Annotated in this window: 15 protein-coding genes and 1 tRNA gene; 5 read left to right on the forward strand and 11 right to left on the reverse strand. The window is 56.3% G+C overall.

What is annotated here, in order from left to right; genetic code table 11:
* Window positions 1-93 precede the first annotated feature (93 nt).
* Window positions 94-2,106 (forward strand): bifunctional tRNA (5-methylaminomethyl-2-thiouridine)(34)-methyltransferase MnmD/FAD-dependent 5-carboxymethylaminomethyl-2-thiouridine(34) oxidoreductase MnmC, encoded by a 2,013-nt coding sequence (gene mnmC, locus U9O48_RS15655; protein WP_324722774.1) that lies wholly within the window; start codon window positions 94-96, stop codon window positions 2,104-2,106.
* A gap of 200 nt (window positions 2,107-2,306) precedes the next feature.
* Here mnmC and U9O48_RS15660 read toward each other — a convergent pair whose 3' ends face one another.
* The 6 genes from U9O48_RS15660 to prmB all read right to left on the reverse strand — a co-directional run bounded on the left by U9O48_RS15660 (window position 2,307) and on the right by prmB (window position 6,858).
* On the reverse strand, window positions 2,307-2,585 hold the full coding sequence (locus U9O48_RS15660) for a YfcL family protein (RefSeq protein ID WP_100779413.1): 279 nt from the start codon (window positions 2,583-2,585) through the stop codon (window positions 2,307-2,309).
* A gap of 9 nt (window positions 2,586-2,594) precedes the next feature.
* The gene (locus U9O48_RS15665) at window positions 2,595-3,143 is read right to left on the reverse strand and encodes an elongation factor P hydroxylase (protein ID WP_324722775.1); all 549 of its coding nucleotides are present in this window, start codon (window positions 3,141-3,143) and stop codon (window positions 2,595-2,597) included.
* Complete coding sequence (locus U9O48_RS15670; RefSeq protein ID WP_282493683.1) at window positions 3,143-3,952, reverse strand: sulfite exporter TauE/SafE family protein; 810 nt, start codon at window positions 3,950-3,952, stop codon at window positions 3,143-3,145. The genes U9O48_RS15665 and U9O48_RS15670 overlap by 1 nt, the downstream gene beginning before the upstream one ends.
* Window positions 3,952-4,776 (reverse strand): penicillin-insensitive murein endopeptidase, encoded by an 825-nt coding sequence (mepA, locus tag U9O48_RS15675; RefSeq protein ID WP_285158438.1) that lies wholly within the window; start codon window positions 4,774-4,776, stop codon window positions 3,952-3,954. Before mepA ends, U9O48_RS15670 begins: the two co-directional genes overlap by 1 nt.
* Before the next feature lie 2 nt (window positions 4,777-4,778).
* Window positions 4,779-5,864 carry a chorismate synthase gene (gene aroC / locus U9O48_RS15680; protein ID WP_285146802.1) on the reverse strand — a complete coding sequence of 362 codons (1,086 nt, stop codon included), beginning with the start codon at window positions 5,862-5,864 and terminating at the stop codon, window positions 4,779-4,781.
* Between the two features lie 61 nt (window positions 5,865-5,925).
* The gene (gene prmB, locus U9O48_RS15685) at window positions 5,926-6,858 is read right to left on the reverse strand and encodes a 50S ribosomal protein L3 N(5)-glutamine methyltransferase (RefSeq protein ID WP_285146804.1); all 933 of its coding nucleotides are present in this window, start codon (window positions 6,856-6,858) and stop codon (window positions 5,926-5,928) included.
* Between the two features lie 157 nt (window positions 6,859-7,015).
* Between prmB and smrB the strand changes: the two genes are divergently transcribed.
* Window positions 7,016-7,567, forward strand: a complete 552-nt coding sequence (gene smrB, locus U9O48_RS15690; protein WP_282493687.1) for an endonuclease SmrB — start codon at window positions 7,016-7,018, stop codon at window positions 7,565-7,567.
* 45 nt (window positions 7,568-7,612) lie between these two features.
* On the opposite strand, the gene sixA is transcribed toward smrB, so the two are convergent.
* The 4 genes from sixA to U9O48_RS15710 all read right to left on the reverse strand — a co-directional run bounded on the left by sixA (window position 7,613) and on the right by U9O48_RS15710 (window position 12,298).
* On the reverse strand, window positions 7,613-8,098 hold the full coding sequence (gene sixA, locus U9O48_RS15695; protein ID WP_282493688.1) for a phosphohistidine phosphatase SixA: 486 nt from the start codon (window positions 8,096-8,098) through the stop codon (window positions 7,613-7,615).
* A 209-nt stretch (window positions 8,099-8,307) separates the two neighbouring features.
* Window positions 8,308-10,455 (reverse strand): fatty acid oxidation complex subunit alpha FadJ, encoded by a 2,148-nt coding sequence (gene fadJ / locus U9O48_RS15700; RefSeq protein WP_324722776.1) that lies wholly within the window; start codon window positions 10,453-10,455, stop codon window positions 8,308-8,310.
* Window positions 10,455-11,765, reverse strand: a complete 1,311-nt coding sequence (gene fadI / locus U9O48_RS15705; protein WP_282493690.1) for an acetyl-CoA C-acyltransferase FadI — start codon at window positions 11,763-11,765, stop codon at window positions 10,455-10,457. Before fadI ends, fadJ begins: the two co-directional genes overlap by 1 nt.
* A 248-nt stretch (window positions 11,766-12,013) precedes the next feature.
* Window positions 12,014-12,298: a YfcZ/YiiS family protein gene (locus U9O48_RS15710; protein WP_282493691.1), complete on the reverse strand. Its 285-nt coding sequence runs from the start codon at window positions 12,296-12,298 to the stop codon at window positions 12,014-12,016.
* Between the two features lie 374 nt (window positions 12,299-12,672).
* On the opposite strand from U9O48_RS15710, the gene fadL reads away from it, so the two are divergent.
* The gene (gene fadL, locus U9O48_RS15715) at window positions 12,673-14,019 is read left to right on the forward strand and encodes a long-chain fatty acid transporter FadL (RefSeq protein ID WP_285146809.1); all 1,347 of its coding nucleotides are present in this window, start codon (window positions 12,673-12,675) and stop codon (window positions 14,017-14,019) included.
* A gap of 45 nt (window positions 14,020-14,064) precedes the next feature.
* Here fadL and mlaA read toward each other — a convergent pair whose 3' ends face one another.
* Window positions 14,065-14,817 carry a phospholipid-binding lipoprotein MlaA gene (gene mlaA, locus U9O48_RS15720; protein WP_282493693.1) on the reverse strand — a complete coding sequence of 251 codons (753 nt, stop codon included), beginning with the start codon at window positions 14,815-14,817 and terminating at the stop codon, window positions 14,065-14,067.
* A 316-nt stretch (window positions 14,818-15,133) separates the two neighbouring features.
* On the opposite strand from mlaA, the gene U9O48_RS15725 reads away from it, so the two are divergent.
* Both U9O48_RS15725 and U9O48_RS15730 read left to right on the forward strand, forming a co-directional pair.
* Complete coding sequence (locus U9O48_RS15725; protein ID WP_324722777.1) at window positions 15,134-16,075, forward strand: formate/nitrite transporter family protein; 942 nt, start codon at window positions 15,134-15,136, stop codon at window positions 16,073-16,075.
* A gap of 75 nt (window positions 16,076-16,150) precedes the next feature.
* Window positions 16,151-16,222, forward strand: a tRNA-Arg gene (locus U9O48_RS15730).
* The last annotated feature ends 165 nt before the right edge of the window (window positions 16,223-16,387 follow it).

Raw genomic sequence — 16,387 nt, forward strand, 5'->3', positions numbered from 1 at the left:
GAACAAGTCCGATCAGCCAATTTCTGTGGAAATTTGCACCAACGAACACACATCGTTAAGATCGTGCCACTGCCTGTCAGACGAGTAACTTACGTGAAACAAAACGCCATACAACCCGCCAACCTTGAGTTCAACGCTGAGGGTACACCTGTTTCCCGAGATTTCGACGATGTCTATTTCTCTAATGATAACGGACTGGAAGAAACCCGTTATGTTTTCCTTGATGGAAACCAGCTCAACGCACGTTTTCCAGAGCATCCGCGCAGCCAGTTTGTGGTGGCGGAGAGCGGTTTTGGCACCGGATTAAACTTCCTCACCCTCTGGCAGGCGTTTGAGCAGTTCCGTGCGGCGCACCCTGAGGCTACGCTTCGAAGATTACATTTCATCAGTTTCGAGAAATTCCCCCTCACCGCCCACGACCTGAGGCTGGCCCATGAGCACTGGCCGGAACTGCGCGTCTGGGCCGAGCAGTTGCAGGCCCAGTGGCCGCTGCCGTCAGGCGGATGCCATCGTCTGGTGCTGGACGGCGGACGGGTGACACTCGATCTGTGGCTTGGGGACATCAACGAACTAACGGACCAACTCGACGACTCCCTGAATCAGAAAGTTGACGCCTGGTTTTTGGATGGTTTTGCCCCGGCGAAAAACCCGGACATGTGGAGCGAACAGCTTTTCTGTGCGATGGCGCGTCTGGCGCGCCCCGGTGCGACGCTGGCGACTTTTACCTGCGCCGGGTTTGTGCGTCGTGGGTTGCAGGAAGCCGGTTTCACCATGCGTAAAACCAAAGGCTTTGGCCGTAAGCGAGAGATGCTGACGGGCGCGATGGAGCAGGAAAAGACTCTGCCAGCGCGCGCCCCGTGGTTCGCCCGCAGCGGCGCGGAAAAACGCGAGACGGCGATTATTGGCGGCGGTATCGCCAGCGCACTACTTTCGCTTGCCCTGCTCCAGCGCGGCTGGCAGGTGACGTTATACTGCGCTGACCCCGCCCCCGCTGCGGGTGCTTCCGGCAATCGTCAGGGCGCACTGTATCCGCTGCTGACCGCCCACGATCCGGCCCTCAGTCAGTTTTTCCCGGCGGCCTTTACCTTCGCCAGACGCCTCTACGACAGCCTGCCGGTGAAGTTTGACCATGAATGGTGCGGCGTGACGCAGCTCGGCTGGGACGAAAAAAGCCAGCGTAAGATAGACCAGATGTTGAGCCTGGGAATGCCCGCACAAATCGCAGAGGCGGTGAACGCGCAACAAGTGCAGGAAAATAGCGGCCTGCAAATTGACTGCGGCGGGATTCATTATCCTCTCGGCGGCTGGCTATGCCCGGCACAGCTGACGGCCGCGGCCATCGAACTCGCGCAGTCGCAAGGGCTAACGGTGCATTATGAACATCCGCTGGAATCTCTGGAGAACATCGACGGCGGCTGGCAGCTGCGTTTTGCTCATGGCAGCGAGACACAGCACACCAGCCTGGTGCTGGCTAACGGCCATCGCATCGGCGATTTCCCGCAAACAGAAAACCTGCCGGTCTATCCGGTCGGCGGCCAGGTGAGTCATATTCCCACCACGCCGAATCTGAAAGAACTTCGTCAGGTCCTGTGCTACGACGGCTATCTGACGCCGCAAAACCCGGCGAACGGGCATCACTGCATCGGGGCCAGCTATCATCGCGGTGAGACGGAAATGGAATACAGTGAAGAGGATCAGCAGCAAAACCGGCAGCGCCTGATCGATTGCTTCCCTCAGGCGGAGTGGGCAAAAGAGGTTGATGTGAGCGGTGGCGATGCGCGCTGCGGCATCCGCTGCGCCACCCGCGATCACCTGCCAATGCTCGGCAACGTGCCGGATTACGCCGCGACGCTGACGGCCTATGAAAATCTTGCAGAAAATCGTGAGACGGCGGTGAGTGCCCCGGTCTATCCAGACCTGTTTATGCTCGGTGCGCTCGGGTCACGCGGATTGTGTACCGCCCCGCTGGCGGCAGAAATTCTGGCCTCGCAGATGAGTGAAGAACCGATTCCGATGGACGGCGTTACGCTGGCAGGATTGAACCCGAATCGACTGTGGGTACGGAAATTATTGAAGGGTAAGTTGGTGAAGCCGGGTGCGGTCTGATGCCCTCACCCCGCCCCTCTCCCACGGGAGAGGGAGAAAACACTAAAAACGACAACTGGCGTTGCCGTTTTGCTTTTACCTTGTGCGGCCTGATGCCCTCACCCCGACCCTCTCCCACGGGAGAGGGAGAAAACACTAAAAACGACAACCAAAGGTTGTCGTTTTGCTTTTACCTCGCAGCGCCACCGGGCAAAAAGCCACTACTTCAAATTAGCCTGCTGAAACAAATTGTCCCACATGCCCAGCACCAGAGACTGGTCGCGCGGCGAAAGTTCGCCCGCCTGAATCGCTTTTTCCAGACCACGGCTCACTTCAGCGTGGACCGCTTCCGGTGAGTGATCGTCGCCCGCTTCCAGCTCGGCTACAGCAAGCGTCAGGTGACCACGCAGATAACCGCTGGCAAACAGTTCATCGTCACTGGCGTGCTCCACCATGTCATCAATTAACGCCAGGATGCGTGATTCAAATTCTGCGATCATCTTCTTTCCTCAATTAAGATCTTCCGGCCACGGGAAGTGTTCCGCCGTGAATTCCGGCGTGTGGTAATAATTCTGTAGTGCCTTGATGAAACGCGCCGGTCGCTCCGGGATGCCTTTCTCAAGATATTCCATCACCTGCGCGTGAACGCGGCGCTGGAAGGTAATACGATCCGGCTCGCAATCCCCTTCGAGATTGTCGCAGCTGACGTTGAACGGAAAACCGGCCGCCACGCAGAACAGCCAGTCGAAGGCCTGGGGTTTAACTTCCACGTCCTCGAACTGGCCCTGCGTCGTGGCATCACGTCCGTCCGGGCAGTACCAGTAACCAAAATCCACCAGCTCACGGCGCGCTTTCCCGGCGATACACCAGTGGGAAATCTCATGCAGACCGCTGGCATAAAAGCCGTGCGCAAAGACGATCCTGTTATACGGCACGTCGGCATCAGCAGGAAGATAGATCGGTTCGTCGTCGCCTTTAATCAGACGGGTATTAAAATCCTCCGCAAAACAGCCGTCGAAGATCTCAATCAGTTGTTCGTATTTATGCGTACTGTTCATTAGTTCATCCCCAACCAGTGGAGGATCTCCTGTCCGTGGCTGTCATAAAGAAGTTTGGCACTCATCACCGCCGACACAATCACAATCATCGGACGGATAAGTTTCTGCCCTTTGCTCAATACCAGACGCGAGCCGACGCGCGCGCCTAAAAATTGTCCGACCATCATCACAAAGCCGGTCGCCCAAATCACTTTCCCGCCAATAATAAACAGCAGCAGACCGCCAAGATTGGAGGTGGCGTTGAGGACTTTGGCGTGAGCGGTGGATTTGGCGAGGTTAAAACCGGCCAGCGTGACAAACGCCAGGGCATAGAACGAACCCGCACCGGGGCCGAAGAAGCCATCGTAAAACCCGACGCAGCCGCCGGCGATCAGGGCAAACGGCAGGCCGTGCAGACGACGCTGTCTGTCCTCTTCCCCCAGTTTCGGCATCAGTAAAAAATAGAGGCCAATGCAGATGACGAGGATCGGCAGAATCTGGCGCAAAATGTCCGATTGCACGTGCTGGACCAGCAGCGCACCGCTGGTCGAGCCGATGAAGGTCATCAAAATATTGAGTTTCTGATCGGCAAGGCTGACGACTTTGCGGCGAATGAAGTAGATGGACGCAGAGAGCGAACCGCCGCAGGCCTGCAGCTTATTGGTTGCCAGCGCCTGGGCCGGACTCATGCCCGCGGCCAGCAGCGCAGGCACCGTCAGCAGACCGCCCCCACCCGCCAGCGCATCGATAAAACCCGCCAGCATCGCGACAAAGAACAGTACCGCCAGAAGCCACGGTGACACCATAAACAGATCGACGAAATTATCCATTAAAGTACATGCTCATCCAGTAGCGCCTGGCAGGAAGGCGGCAACGGAGGCGGTGTCTTCTTCTCAGGCTTGGTGGTTCCAGGTTTTGCTGGCTCAAACCAGCTCTGCAGCTCGGCCCCGCAGCCATCTCCCGGCGGCGGTAACGGCTGATCCTCACACTCCAGGCTGTTCGCCGGGCAGCGCAGACGCACGTGCATATGCGCGCGATGCTGGAACCACGGACGCACTTTACGCAGCCAGTCGCGATCCGTTCCGGCATCAAGACAAAGCTGCTGTTTTATCGCCGGGTTGACGAAGATGCGCGTCACGTCGTTATCTTTCGCCGCCAGTTTGATCATGCTCGAGACGTCCGGCGACCACAGAGACGGCACCACGCTTTTGCCATCGCGCGCGACGAGATCCAGCGCCTGCGGTTTCAGCAGTTGCGACGAACTCCAGCGTGTTTTCGGCAGTTGCAGGAAGATATCAACATCGAGACCCGACTGATGGCTGGCGTGACCGCCATTAAATCGACCTCCTGCTGGCATTCCCATATCGCCAATCAGCATCGTCCCGAGCCCCAGGTTGTGCACCTGGTTACCCAGACGCTGGATAAACAGCACCAGATCCGGATGGCCAAAGTAACGACGCTGGTCGGTGCGCATCACCTGATAGGTATCAGACTGCAGCGGTAAATCCTGCGCGCCGACGATACAGCCGTTGGCAAACGCGCCGATCGACTGGGCGCTGCCCGCGATCGGATGGGTAATTTTTTGCCACGGGGTGGCTGCCAGACTGGCTCCACTGGCGAGCAGGGCCAGCAGAGCAAAAGCGGTTTTTTTCATGTTTACCAGCGTGGAAGAGGGGCCGTCACGTCCGCATTCTGCGCGCGCTGGCGCAGGAAATGATCCATCAGCACAATCGCCAGCATCGCTTCTGCGATCGGCACCGCGCGGATCCCGACACAAGGATCGTGACGCCCTTTGGTGATCATCTCAACTTCTTCGCCAGAGCGATTAATGGTGCGCCCAGGGACGGTAATGCTGGAAGTCGGTTTCAGCGCAATGTTGGTCACAATTTGCTGACCGCTGCTGATGCCGCCCAGAATGCCGCCCGCGTGGTTGCTCTGGAAACCGTCTTTGGTGATTTCATCGCGATTCTGGCTGCCGCGCAGGGCGACCACGTCAAAACCGTCGCCAATTTCAACGCCCTTCACCGCATTGATGCTCATCATCGCGTGGGCGATGTCCGCATCCAGACGATCGAAGACCGGCTCGCCGAGGCCCGGAGGAACGCCGTCTGCCACCACGGTCACTTTCGCGCCGATGGAGTCGCCCTCTTTTTTCAGGCCGCGCATCAGTTCGTCCAGCGCGTCAATTTTGTCGGCATCCGCGCAGAAGAACGGGTTCTGCTCAACCAGATCCCAGTCTTTGATCGCCAGCGGAATGTCGCCCATCTGGGTCAGGCAGCCGCGGATCACGATGCCGAATTTTTGCGCCAGATATTTTTTGGCGATAGCGCCTGCGGCCACGCGCATGGCGGTTTCACGCGCCGAAGAGCGTCCGCCGCCGCGGTAGTCACGAAAACCGTATTTTTGTTCGTAGGTGTAATCGGCATGGCCCGGACGGAAAACGTCTTTGATGGCGCCGTAATCCTGCGAGCGCTGATCGGTATTTTCAATCAGCAGACCGATGCTGGTGCCGGTGGTGCGGCCTTCGAAGACGCCGGAGAGGATCTTGACGCTATCCGGCTCGCGACGCTGCGTGGTGTAGCGCGAGGTGCCCGGACGGCGGCGATCGAGATCGTGCTGTAAATCGGCTTCGGTCAGTTCGATGCCAGGCGGGACACCGTCCACGATGCAACCCAGCGCCAGGCCGTGAGACTCACCGAAAGTGGTTACACGGAATAATTGTCCAATACTGTTTCCTGCCATCACGGCTCCGTTGTCGTTGTTCTGTGTTTGAGCGATGTGAAACGGGCCGCAGCCCGTTGGATTAATCTTTGTAGATGCTGAAGTGTTCGCGCGCCGCGATGAGCTGCGCTTTAGTCAGCATGAAGACGCCTTCGCCACCGTTGTCGAATTCAAGCCAGGTGAACGGCACGTCCGGGTACTGCTCCATCAGATGTACCATGCTGTTACCGACTTCACAAATCAGAATGCCGTTGTCGGTCAGATAATCCGGCGCGCAGGCCAGGATGCGGCGCGTCAGCTTCAGGCCGTCTGAGCCGGACGCCAGGCCGAGTTCCGGTTCGTGGCGATATTCGTTCGGCAGATCGGACATATCTTCCGCGTCAACGTACGGCGGGTTGGTGACGATCAGGTCGTATTGCAGTTTTGGCAGGTCGCGGAACAGGTCAGAGCGGATCGGCGTCACGTGGTGAATCAGACCGTGCTCTTCGATGTTGTGTTCGGTGACGGCCAGCGCATCGGTGGAGATATCCACCGCGTCGACTTCCGCTTCCGGGAAGGCGTACGCACAGGCAATCGCGATGCAGCCGCTGCCGGTACACATATCCAGAATGTGCTGCGGCTGATGGTCGATCAGGCCCGCAAAGTGATTATTGATCAGCTCACCAATTGGGGAGCGCGGCACCAGCACGCGCTCATCAACGTAGAATTCGTGGCCGCAGAACCAGGCTTTATTGGTCAGATAAGCGACCGGGATGCGCTCGTTAACGCGGCGGATCACGCGCTCAACGATGCGGTGTTTCTCGCTGGAGGTCAGACGCGCGGTGCGCATGTCTTCCGGGATATCCAGCGGCAGATACAGGGATGGCAGCACCAGTTGAACCGCCTCGTCCCATGGGTTGTCCGTCCCGTGCCCGTACCAGATATTGGCGGCGCTGAAGCGGCTGACGGACCAACGCAACATGTCCTGAATGGTATGCAGTTCGTTTACTGCTTCATCGACAAATATTTTATCCATTATTCTCTCCAGGGCATGCTTGCATAATTTTCGGCGGCTAGTTTGCCATGAAGACGTCGATAAATCAGCATTGTGACGGGGTGAGATGGGTGAAAAAATGCGTTTTGCTTGCGCCTCCCTCAGGTAAACTAAGGGAAATAAGAGATGAGACGGACTAATGAAAAAGAAAATGCCGCTTAGCGAGGAGGATCAGACGCTCTTTCGCCAGCTGATGAGCGGGACGCGCAAAATCACGCAGGACACCATTGTCCATCGACCGATCCGCAAAAAAGTCAGCGAAGTCCCGGTGAAACGGCTGCTGCAGGAACAGGCCGATAACAGCCACTATTTTTCAGACGAATTTCAGCCGCTGCTGAACACGCAGGGCGCGGTGAAATATGTGCGGGAAGATGTCAGCCATTTTGAGCTGAAAAAGTTACGTCGCGGGGATTATTCGCCGGAGCTGTTTCTCGATCTGCACGGTCTGACGCAGATGCAGGCGAAGCAGGAACTGGGCGCGCTGATTGCGGCCTGTCGTCGCGAGCACGTGTTTTGCACCTGTGTGATGCACGGCCACGGAAAGCATATTCTCAAACAACAAACGCCGCTGTGGCTGGCTCAGCATCCACACGTGATGGCTTTTCATCAGGCGCCAAAAGAGTACGGCGGAGATGCCGCGCTGCTGGTGTTGATTGAAGTGGAAGAGTGGCAGCCACCGGAGCTGCCCTGACAGGCAGGCGGGTGGCACAGGCTACCCGCCAGATCATTCGTCACATCAGATAGCTTTTGCCATCTTCAGATTGCACGGACTCATTTGCCAGTTGAATACCCCTTTGCCGGCGTCGTCGAGGGTGACGTTGGCAATCGCGGAGGTGGTGAACATCGGAGGCGTTTCGCCAGGGCAGAGTTCAGACACCAGGTAGCCGACCAGCGGCAGATGGGAAATCACCAGTGCAGAAGAGACACCTTCGTTGCTCAGCGCCTGAAGATACGCGCTGACAAGACCCACATCCCCACAGGGTGTTAGCTCGGGAAGAACATCGACGCTTTTCGGCAGGTTCATACACTCCCCCACCACATCCAGCGTCTGTTCGGCCCGCAGGAACGGACTCACCAGCACACGATCGATATCCACTTTTTGGCCTTTGAGCCAGGTCGCCATTTGACGGGATTCGTCACAGCCACAGGTTGTCAAAGGACGAACAGAGTCACTGGCAGCATCGAGTGCCGCGTCGCCGTGACGCATGATAAAAACTTGCATATTGCACCGCTTTTGTTAACCAGGATCACCGGCGTTGACTACCCGCGAAAACAGCTAAAAGGTAGAAAACCCGATGGCCGGGCATTGTGCCTGATCCATCTGATGAATGAAACGCTGTTTTTTACCTTAATGGCGTAAGTATAGTCAATATCTGTTTACAAATTCGCCAAAACAGGTTCATTCACCACTGGATATACTCTTGTTGGACCTTAAGTTACGAGGTCAGTTTCCTCTGTCGGCCAAAAGTGCAGGTTATTTTCTGCCATCCGCACTAAAGGTTCGCACGGGCTAAACCGTGGACCATAAAGCGATGCCAGACGCTGCAATATTGCCACCACTTCACCCGCGCCCAGACTATCCATATAGCGGAACGGGCCACCCAGGAAAGGTGGAAAACCGATGCCAAACACGGCGCCAATATCGCCGTCTCGCGCACTTTTAACGACCTGCTCGTCATAACAGCGAGCCGCTTCGTTGAGCATCATCATGACGCAGCGCTCAGCGCACTGCTGCGCTGATAGTTTCCCCTGGCCGGAAGCCTGAATAAGCCCATAAACCGAGGGGTCGACCTGTTTCTTGCTTTTACGCCCTTTAACTGCGTAAAGATAGAAGCCACGTCCATTTTTTCTGCCTTTGCGATCGTCGTTCAAGATCACAGAAACAATGTTTGCAGGTGGGCTAAAACGTTCTCCATAAGCAGCTTCCAGCACAGGTATAATTTTAGTGCCTGTGTCTATTCCAACCTCATCCAAAAGTTGGATTGGCCCCACCGGAAAACCAAACTTCACTAAGGCTTCGTCGATATGATCGATTTTCTCGCCTTCGGTCAGGAGGCGCATCGCCTCGTTGATATAAGGCGCAAGGATCCGGTTGACGTAAAACCCGGCTTTGTCCGCCACCACAATCGGCGTTTTGCCCTGCCGTTTAGCCAGCTTGACTACCGTAGCCACCGTTTGTGCGCTGGTTGACGCATGCGGAATGACCTCCACCAGCGGCATTTTTTCCACTGGACTAAAGAAGTGCAGACCGATGACCTGCTCAGGCCGCGCGGCTTTGGCCGCAATATCACCAATCGGCAGTGACGAGGTATTCGAGGCAAAAATGGTGTGCGGCGCGCAGTGCTGTTCAACTTCGGCGACCATCTGCTGTTTCAGCGCCAAATCTTCAAACACAGCTTCAATCACCACATCGCGATGCTGAAAACCGCTGTAGTCGGTGGTCCCTGAAATCAGCGCCAGCTCTCTGTCGCGCTCACTGGCTTTGATATGGCGGCGTTTGACCTTTTGATCAAGGAGCTGCCAGCTGTATTGCAGAGCGTGGTTAATGCCTTTCGGATTGATGTCTTTGATTCGCACAGGCAATTTGCCTTTGCTGGCCGTGACAAAAGCGATGCCGCCGCCCATCAATCCCCCGCCCAGCACACCAACAGAGTTGAGAGGTGCCGGTGAGGCCTCGCTTCCGGGATCTTTTTTCACGTCGGTGCTGGCGAAGAAGATGCTGCGCAGCGACTTCGACTGAGGCGTCATCGCCAGCTCACCAAAGGCTTTAGCTTCCGCCGCATAGCCGCTGCTGCTCCCCTGCGACAGACCGGTTTCAATCACCTCAAGAATGCGCCTGGTCGCCGGGTAGTTGCCTTTGGTCTTTTGTTCGGTTTTTTTTCCGACTATATTAAAGAGCAAAGCGCGCCCGAGCGGCCCCGCGAGAACCCGCTCGCGGACCGGCAGGTGTCGACTGGCCTGACGCCCTTTTAACGCCAGCTCAACGGCCGCTTCCAGCAGAATGGAATGAGGAACCACTTCATCCACCAGCCCGGCCTTTAATGCCTGACGAGGGCGAAGCTGTTTACCGGTCAAAATCATCTCCAGCGCGGTACTTACGCCAATCAGGCGCGGCAATCGCTGGGTTCCACCCGAGCCGGGTAACAGCCCCAGCTGCACTTCCGGCAGACCGAGGACGGTTTTCGCATCATCCGTACAGATACGGCTGTGACACGCCAGCGCCAGCTCCAGGCCGCCGCCGAGACAAGCGCCGTGGATCGCGGCGATCGCCGGGATCGGCAAGGCGTGGATCTCCGCCATGATCTGTTGTCCCTGACGGGCAAGCTGCTCCGCCTCCTGCGCACTGCTGGCGCGGGCGATCATGTTGATATCGGCACCGGCGATAAAATTATCGGGCTTGGCGGAGATAAAAATCAGCCCGCGAATCTCTTTGTTTTCGCGGATCTGCTTGAGGATCGCGCGCACCTGAACGCCGAACTCGGCTTTCAGGGTATTCATCTTCTCGCCCGGTACGTCGATGGTGACGACGGCAATATTATCCAGACGGACCTTCAGGTCAAAAGCGGAAGTCGTTTCCATTATTCAGCCTCCAGAACCATCGCCGCACCCAGGCCGCCCGCCGCACAGGCGGTGACCAGACCAAAACCGCCGCCGCGACGGCGAAGTTCGTGTAGCGTTTGCGTAATCATGCGTGCGCCGGTGGCGGCAAACGGGTGGCCGTAGGCGATGGAGCCGCCCAGCACGTTAAATTTGCTCTCATCCACCTCTCCGGTGGCATGGGCGCGGCCCAGTACATCGCGGGCAAAGCGTTCGCTACCTAGCAGCTGCAGGTTAGCCAGCGTTTGTGCCGCAAAGGCTTCATGCATGTCGATCAGTGTTAAATCGGCCATCGTTAATCCAGCGCGTTCGAGCGCCAGCGGCGTGGACCACGCCGGACCGAGCAGCATGTCCTGCCAGACGTCGATGGCGGTGAAGGCGTAGCTGCGCAGATAGCCCAGCGGGACCAGCCCCAGCTCTTTGGCGCGGGACTCGGTCATCAGGATCACCGCCGCCGCGCCGTCGGTCAGAGGCGTGCTGTTCGCCGCCGTGACGGTGCCGTGTTTGCGGTCAAACGCCGGGCGTAATTTTGCATAATCCGCCAGCGTCGAATTGCCACGAATGTTGTTATCTTCGGCGAGAGGCTCACGGAACGGCGGGATATAGGCCGTCATGACTTCGTCGGCAAGTTTGCCCTCTGACCACGCCAGCGCCGCGCGCTGATGGGAGCGATGGGCCAGGGCATCCTGCTGCTCACGGGTAATGCCATAGGTTTTCGCCATCTGCTCCGCGGTGTCGCCCATCCGCAGGCCGGTGGAGTATTCCGCAACCGCAGGTGGGACGGGCGCGAGATCGCGCAGGCGAAGACGAGAAAAGAGTTTGAGACGCTGCCCCATGGTGCGGGCTTTGTTGACGTCCACCAGCACGCGGGCCAGCTTTTTGCTGACGCCAATCGGCAGAACAGACGAAGAATCGGCCCCGCCCGCAATGCCCGCGCGAATGGTGCCGGTGATCAGGCTTTCCGCCACGTTAGCGACGGCCTGGAAGCTGGTCGCACAGGCACGGCTGACGCTGTAGGCGTCCGTATGGACGTTCATTCCGGTGCCGAGCACAATTTCGCGGGCGATGTTGGGCGCTTCAGGCATCTGAACCACCTGCCCAAAGACCAGCTGTTCAATGACCTCAGGGGGTATTTCGCTGCGTGCCAGCATCTCCCCCACTACCATTTTCCCCAGATCGACAGCCGGTATTCCGTGAAATGCCGTCGCCTGACGTGCAAACGGAGTACGCAATCCACTGACAATGGCAATGCGATCACCCTGACGGGTGACGAGCGGTAATGCCTGACTCATAACAGTCCCCTGTAAATAACCTGATGCGCAAAGTGGTCTGACCTGATAACAGTTTTAACCATATTTTTACATTGAGCCAATCGGGGAAGCGAAAAATTGCGAGGTAAGACACAGAGAAGAAAAGAAAATGCCCCTGCGCAGGCAGGGGCATTTGAGGTGTTTTTTGTCGGGTGGCGCTTCGCTAACCCGACCTACAATTTCGTAGGCCGGGTAAGGCGAAGCCGCCCCCCGGCATATTTACGGAAAAATTAACGCAACCCGAGCTGGAAGATCAGTGTTTCAGCTTCACACGCAAAAACGAAATCGATGTCGAGCTTCACGCCACCGTCCACTTCTGTGAGGGAAGATTTGATTTCACACGGATCGGATTCCACGTCGCGCGCGCGTTTGGTCAACGCGGTCAGGGTCTCTTCAGCATCCGAACGTTTGCTAAATACACGGCTGTAAGACGCGGTGCAATCGGTGTTATCCATGATGGTACCGACATCCATACAGCAGCAAACCGGGGTTTCATCAGCACTGCATTTACTCATAGCTCAAGTTCCTCTGCGTTTTCGCGCACGGCGCGAGATAAATACGTTGCTGATATTTTACGCCCTGGCTGAAGGTCTCTCCAGCCGTTAATGGCGCAAACGGGGATAAGTGACCGTTATCACACTAAAAAATGATCTAACGCAAAAATCACCCTTTATGGTGAGTGCCGGTGGTCGCATTTTTGCCACCTGGATCTCGTTTCAAAAAACATCTTTGAAAAACTTCAGAAACAAACTTGCAACATCCCATCTGGTCCGACCTATACTCTCGCCACTGGTCTGATTTCTAAGTGTTACCACAGACCCTACACTTCGCGCTCCTGTTACTCTATGTAACATATATTGCATAAAAATAACTCAATGAGGTTATGGTCATGAGCCAGAAAACCCTGTTCAAAAAGACTGCGCTGGCAGTCGCAGTGGCAATCGTATCAACGTCCGCCTGGTCCGCGGGCTTCCAGCTTAACGAATTTTCTTCCTCTGGCCTTGGCCGTGCATATTCCGGGGAAGGCGCTATTGCCGATGACGCAGGCAACGTGAGCCGTAACCCGGCGCTGATCACTATGTTTGATCGCCCTACCTTCTCTATGGGTGCCGTTTATATCGACCCGGATGTGAACGTTACCGGAAAATCCAATTTAACCGGACAGAGTGCTAACCAGGACAACATCGCGCCAGTGGCGTGGGTGCCTAACATGCACTTTGTTATGCCAATCAACGACCAGTTCGGTTGGGGTGCGTCTGTGACCTCCAACTACGGTCTGGCAACAGAATTTAACGACAACTACGCGGCCGGTATTTACGGCGGCAAAACTGACCTGCAGACCATCAACCTGAACCTGAGCGGCGCGTATCGTCTCGACAGTAACTGGAGCTTCGGTGTGGGCTTCGATGCGGTCTACGCGAAAGCGAAAATCGAGCGCTATGCGGGTTCACTCGGCCCACTGCTGGCGGGTCAGCTGCAAGGTATGGTGCCTCCCTCCATGCTGGATGGTATCAACTCTCCGGACGATCAGATCGCGTACCTGAAAGGCGACGAGTGGGGCTTCGGCTGGAACGCCGGTATCCTGTATGAACTGGACAAAAACAACCGCTGGGGCTTTACCTACCGTTCAGAAGTGAAAATTGACTTCGACGGCGACTATAAAAGCTCCATTGACCCGAACCTGAGCAACATCTTTGCCAGCATGGGTCTGACCGGTCTGCCAGCAGGCACCGGCGGCAGAACGCAGAACGGCGCGCTGACGCTGAACCTGCCTGAGATGTGGGAAGTGTCTGGTTATAACCGCGTTGCGCCACAGTGGGCTATCCACTACAGCCTGACTTACACCAGCTGGAGCCAGTTCCAGGAGCTGAAAGCGACCGGCAACGACGGCCAGACGCTGTTCTATAAAGATGAAAGCTTCAAAGATGCTTATCGTATCGCGCTGGGTACCACCTACTACTACGACAAGAACTGGACCTTCCGTACCGGTATCGCGTTCGATGACAGCCCGGTTCCGGCTGACAAACGCTCCATTTCTATTCCGGATCAGGACCGTCTGTGGCTGAGCGCCGGTATGACTTATGCGTTTAACGACGATGCGTCTGTCGACGTGGGTGCATCTTACATGCACGGCCAGAACGTCAGCTTCACCGAAGGCGAAGGCCCTGCGGCGTACACCTTCAAATCTGAAGGTAAAGCCTGGCTGTTCGGTACTAACTTCAACTACGCGTTCTAATCGCGTCGTCATTAAAAAAGGTGAGCATTTGCTCACCTTTTTCTTTTATTCTTTATCTATCTCAGAAAGCTCATTCTCGATAGCTTTGGCGTTCGGATTGTCTTCCGGTTTCAGCTTGCCGCCGTTGGCGATGAAGTCATGATTCTGGAAGTAAGCTTCGCGGACCATAATGTACGGGTCGGAAGACTGACGCAGCAGGCCGTCTGAATCCAGCAGCTGAGCACGCGTCTCAATCCCTTCGACGGTCCATTTACCGATCGACAGCGGCCAGGTCAGCCACGACAGCACCGGATAAAGGGTATCGACCATGTCACCCCCGTCATCACGGACGGTAAAGCTGCCGTAGAATGGCAGATGCATATACGGGCCATAACCCACGCCATAATTACCCAGCGTACTACCGAAGCGGTGCGGCTGTTCACGCTGCAACTTCGGATTCGCCATTCCCGCCACGTCGATAAAGCCACCCATCCCTAACAGGCTGTTCAGGAAGAAGCGGGTGAAATGCACCATCCCCTGATACGGGTCGCCCTGCAGGAAGAAGTTCACCATGACGGCAGGCTCTTCCAGGTTACTGGTGAAGTTGCTCAGACCATTGCGAGCAGGTTGCGGAACGTAATCACGCCATGCCACAGCTACCGGGCGGACCACGTACGGGTCCAGCACGTTGTAGTTAAAGCTATACATGGATCGGTTGAATCCTTCTAAAGGATCGGAGCGCCCCGTTTGCTCGCCCGAGCTGGCACAGCCCACGAGCAGCGTGGTGCCCAGCGCAAGCGCCGACAGCCGAAGTTTCATATATTTCTCCCTGTTAGTATGGCTATCGTTGACTGCCATCCGTTACGAAGCGCCTGACGCTCCGCTGATTATCGTGCAAGTGATTGTAACAGCACGTTTCTGGATGTCCACGCACACAATGACGGGCAGTCATCTGCCATCACTCTGATCTCAGCATAGCCTGGCTTTACCTTTCTTTTCGTCGGTAATTTTATCTTGTGTCTGAATGTGATGTATCACGTTTATTGCCATTCCAGGGAAAATAAGAGCATCCCCACGGGCAATGTCCGGAAAACCGCTACGATTACTGTTATGACAACGCAGCGAGACGTGCCCGATGGACGAACTACACGCAGAAAAAATTGATAAACACACCGATGAACTGGAAGTGGAAAGCGATGAGAAACAGCACGGAGGCAAAATAGAAGTCGACGAAGACCGTCTCCCCTCCCGGGCGATGGCGATCCACGAATACATCCGCCAGGACGGCGAAAAAGAGCTCGAGCGCGATGCGATGGCCCTGCTCTGGTCAGCCATTGCCGCCGGGCTGTCGATGGGGGCCTCACTGCTGGCGAAAGGGATTTTTCACGTCCAGCTGGAAGGCGTGCCTGGCGGATTTCTGATTGAGAACCTGGGCTACACCTTTGGCTTCGTGATCGTCATTATGGCGCGCCAGCAGCTGTTTACGGAAAACACCGTGACGGCGGTGCTGCCCGTCATGCAAACCCCGACCTGGGGCAATTTCGGGCTGCTGATGCGCCTGTGGAGCGTGGTGCTGCTGGGGAACCTCATCGGCACGGGCGTCGCCGCCTGGGCGTTCGAATACATGCCGATCTTTGATGAGCCGACCCGCGATGCGTTCGTCAAAATCGGGATGGACATCATGAAGAACACCCCGCTGGAGATGTTCTCTAACGCCATTATCTCTGGCTGGATCATAGCCACTATGGTGTGGATGTTCCCCTCTGCCGGTGCGGCCAAAATCGTGGTGATTATCCTGATGACCTGGCTAATTGCGCTGGCTGACACCACCCATATCGTCGTCGGCACCGTGGAAGTACTCTACCTGGTGTTTAACGGCACCCAGCACTGGAGTGATTTCTTCTGGCCGTTCGCCCTGCCGACGCTGGCGGGGAATATCTGCGGCGGGACCTTTATCTTCGCCCTGCTGAGCCATGCGCAAATCCGCAACGATATGTCGAACAAGCGCAAGGCCGAGCTGAAGGAAAAGGAAAAAGCCCGACAAAACAAGGACGAAGATCCAGAAAAAACGCGCTAAATGGCGACTCTTTAAGCAGTCAGGCGGCATCGAGCTTAACGCCCTGTGTAAATGAGGCTATACTCGTGCCGCTTCGTCCCCTTAGTTAAATGGATATAACGAGCCCCTCCTAAGGGCTAGTTGCAGGTTCGATTCCTGCAGGGGACACTTTCAGCGAATTGTTAACCCCATCGAAACACCCACAATCATCTTTTTAATCCCCAAGAAAACCCGGATAGTGGACCTTTTCGCTGCGGACAATTTTCCCGAGAAAACAAGTCATAGCACAGAGTGTATAAGGGTGCTAATCTACGCAGCCCGCCTTGTCCCGGC

This window comes from Lelliottia sp. JS-SCA-14, assembly GCF_035593345.1.
Classification (GTDB): Bacteria; Pseudomonadota; Gammaproteobacteria; order Enterobacterales; family Enterobacteriaceae; genus Enterobacter; species Enterobacter wanjuensis.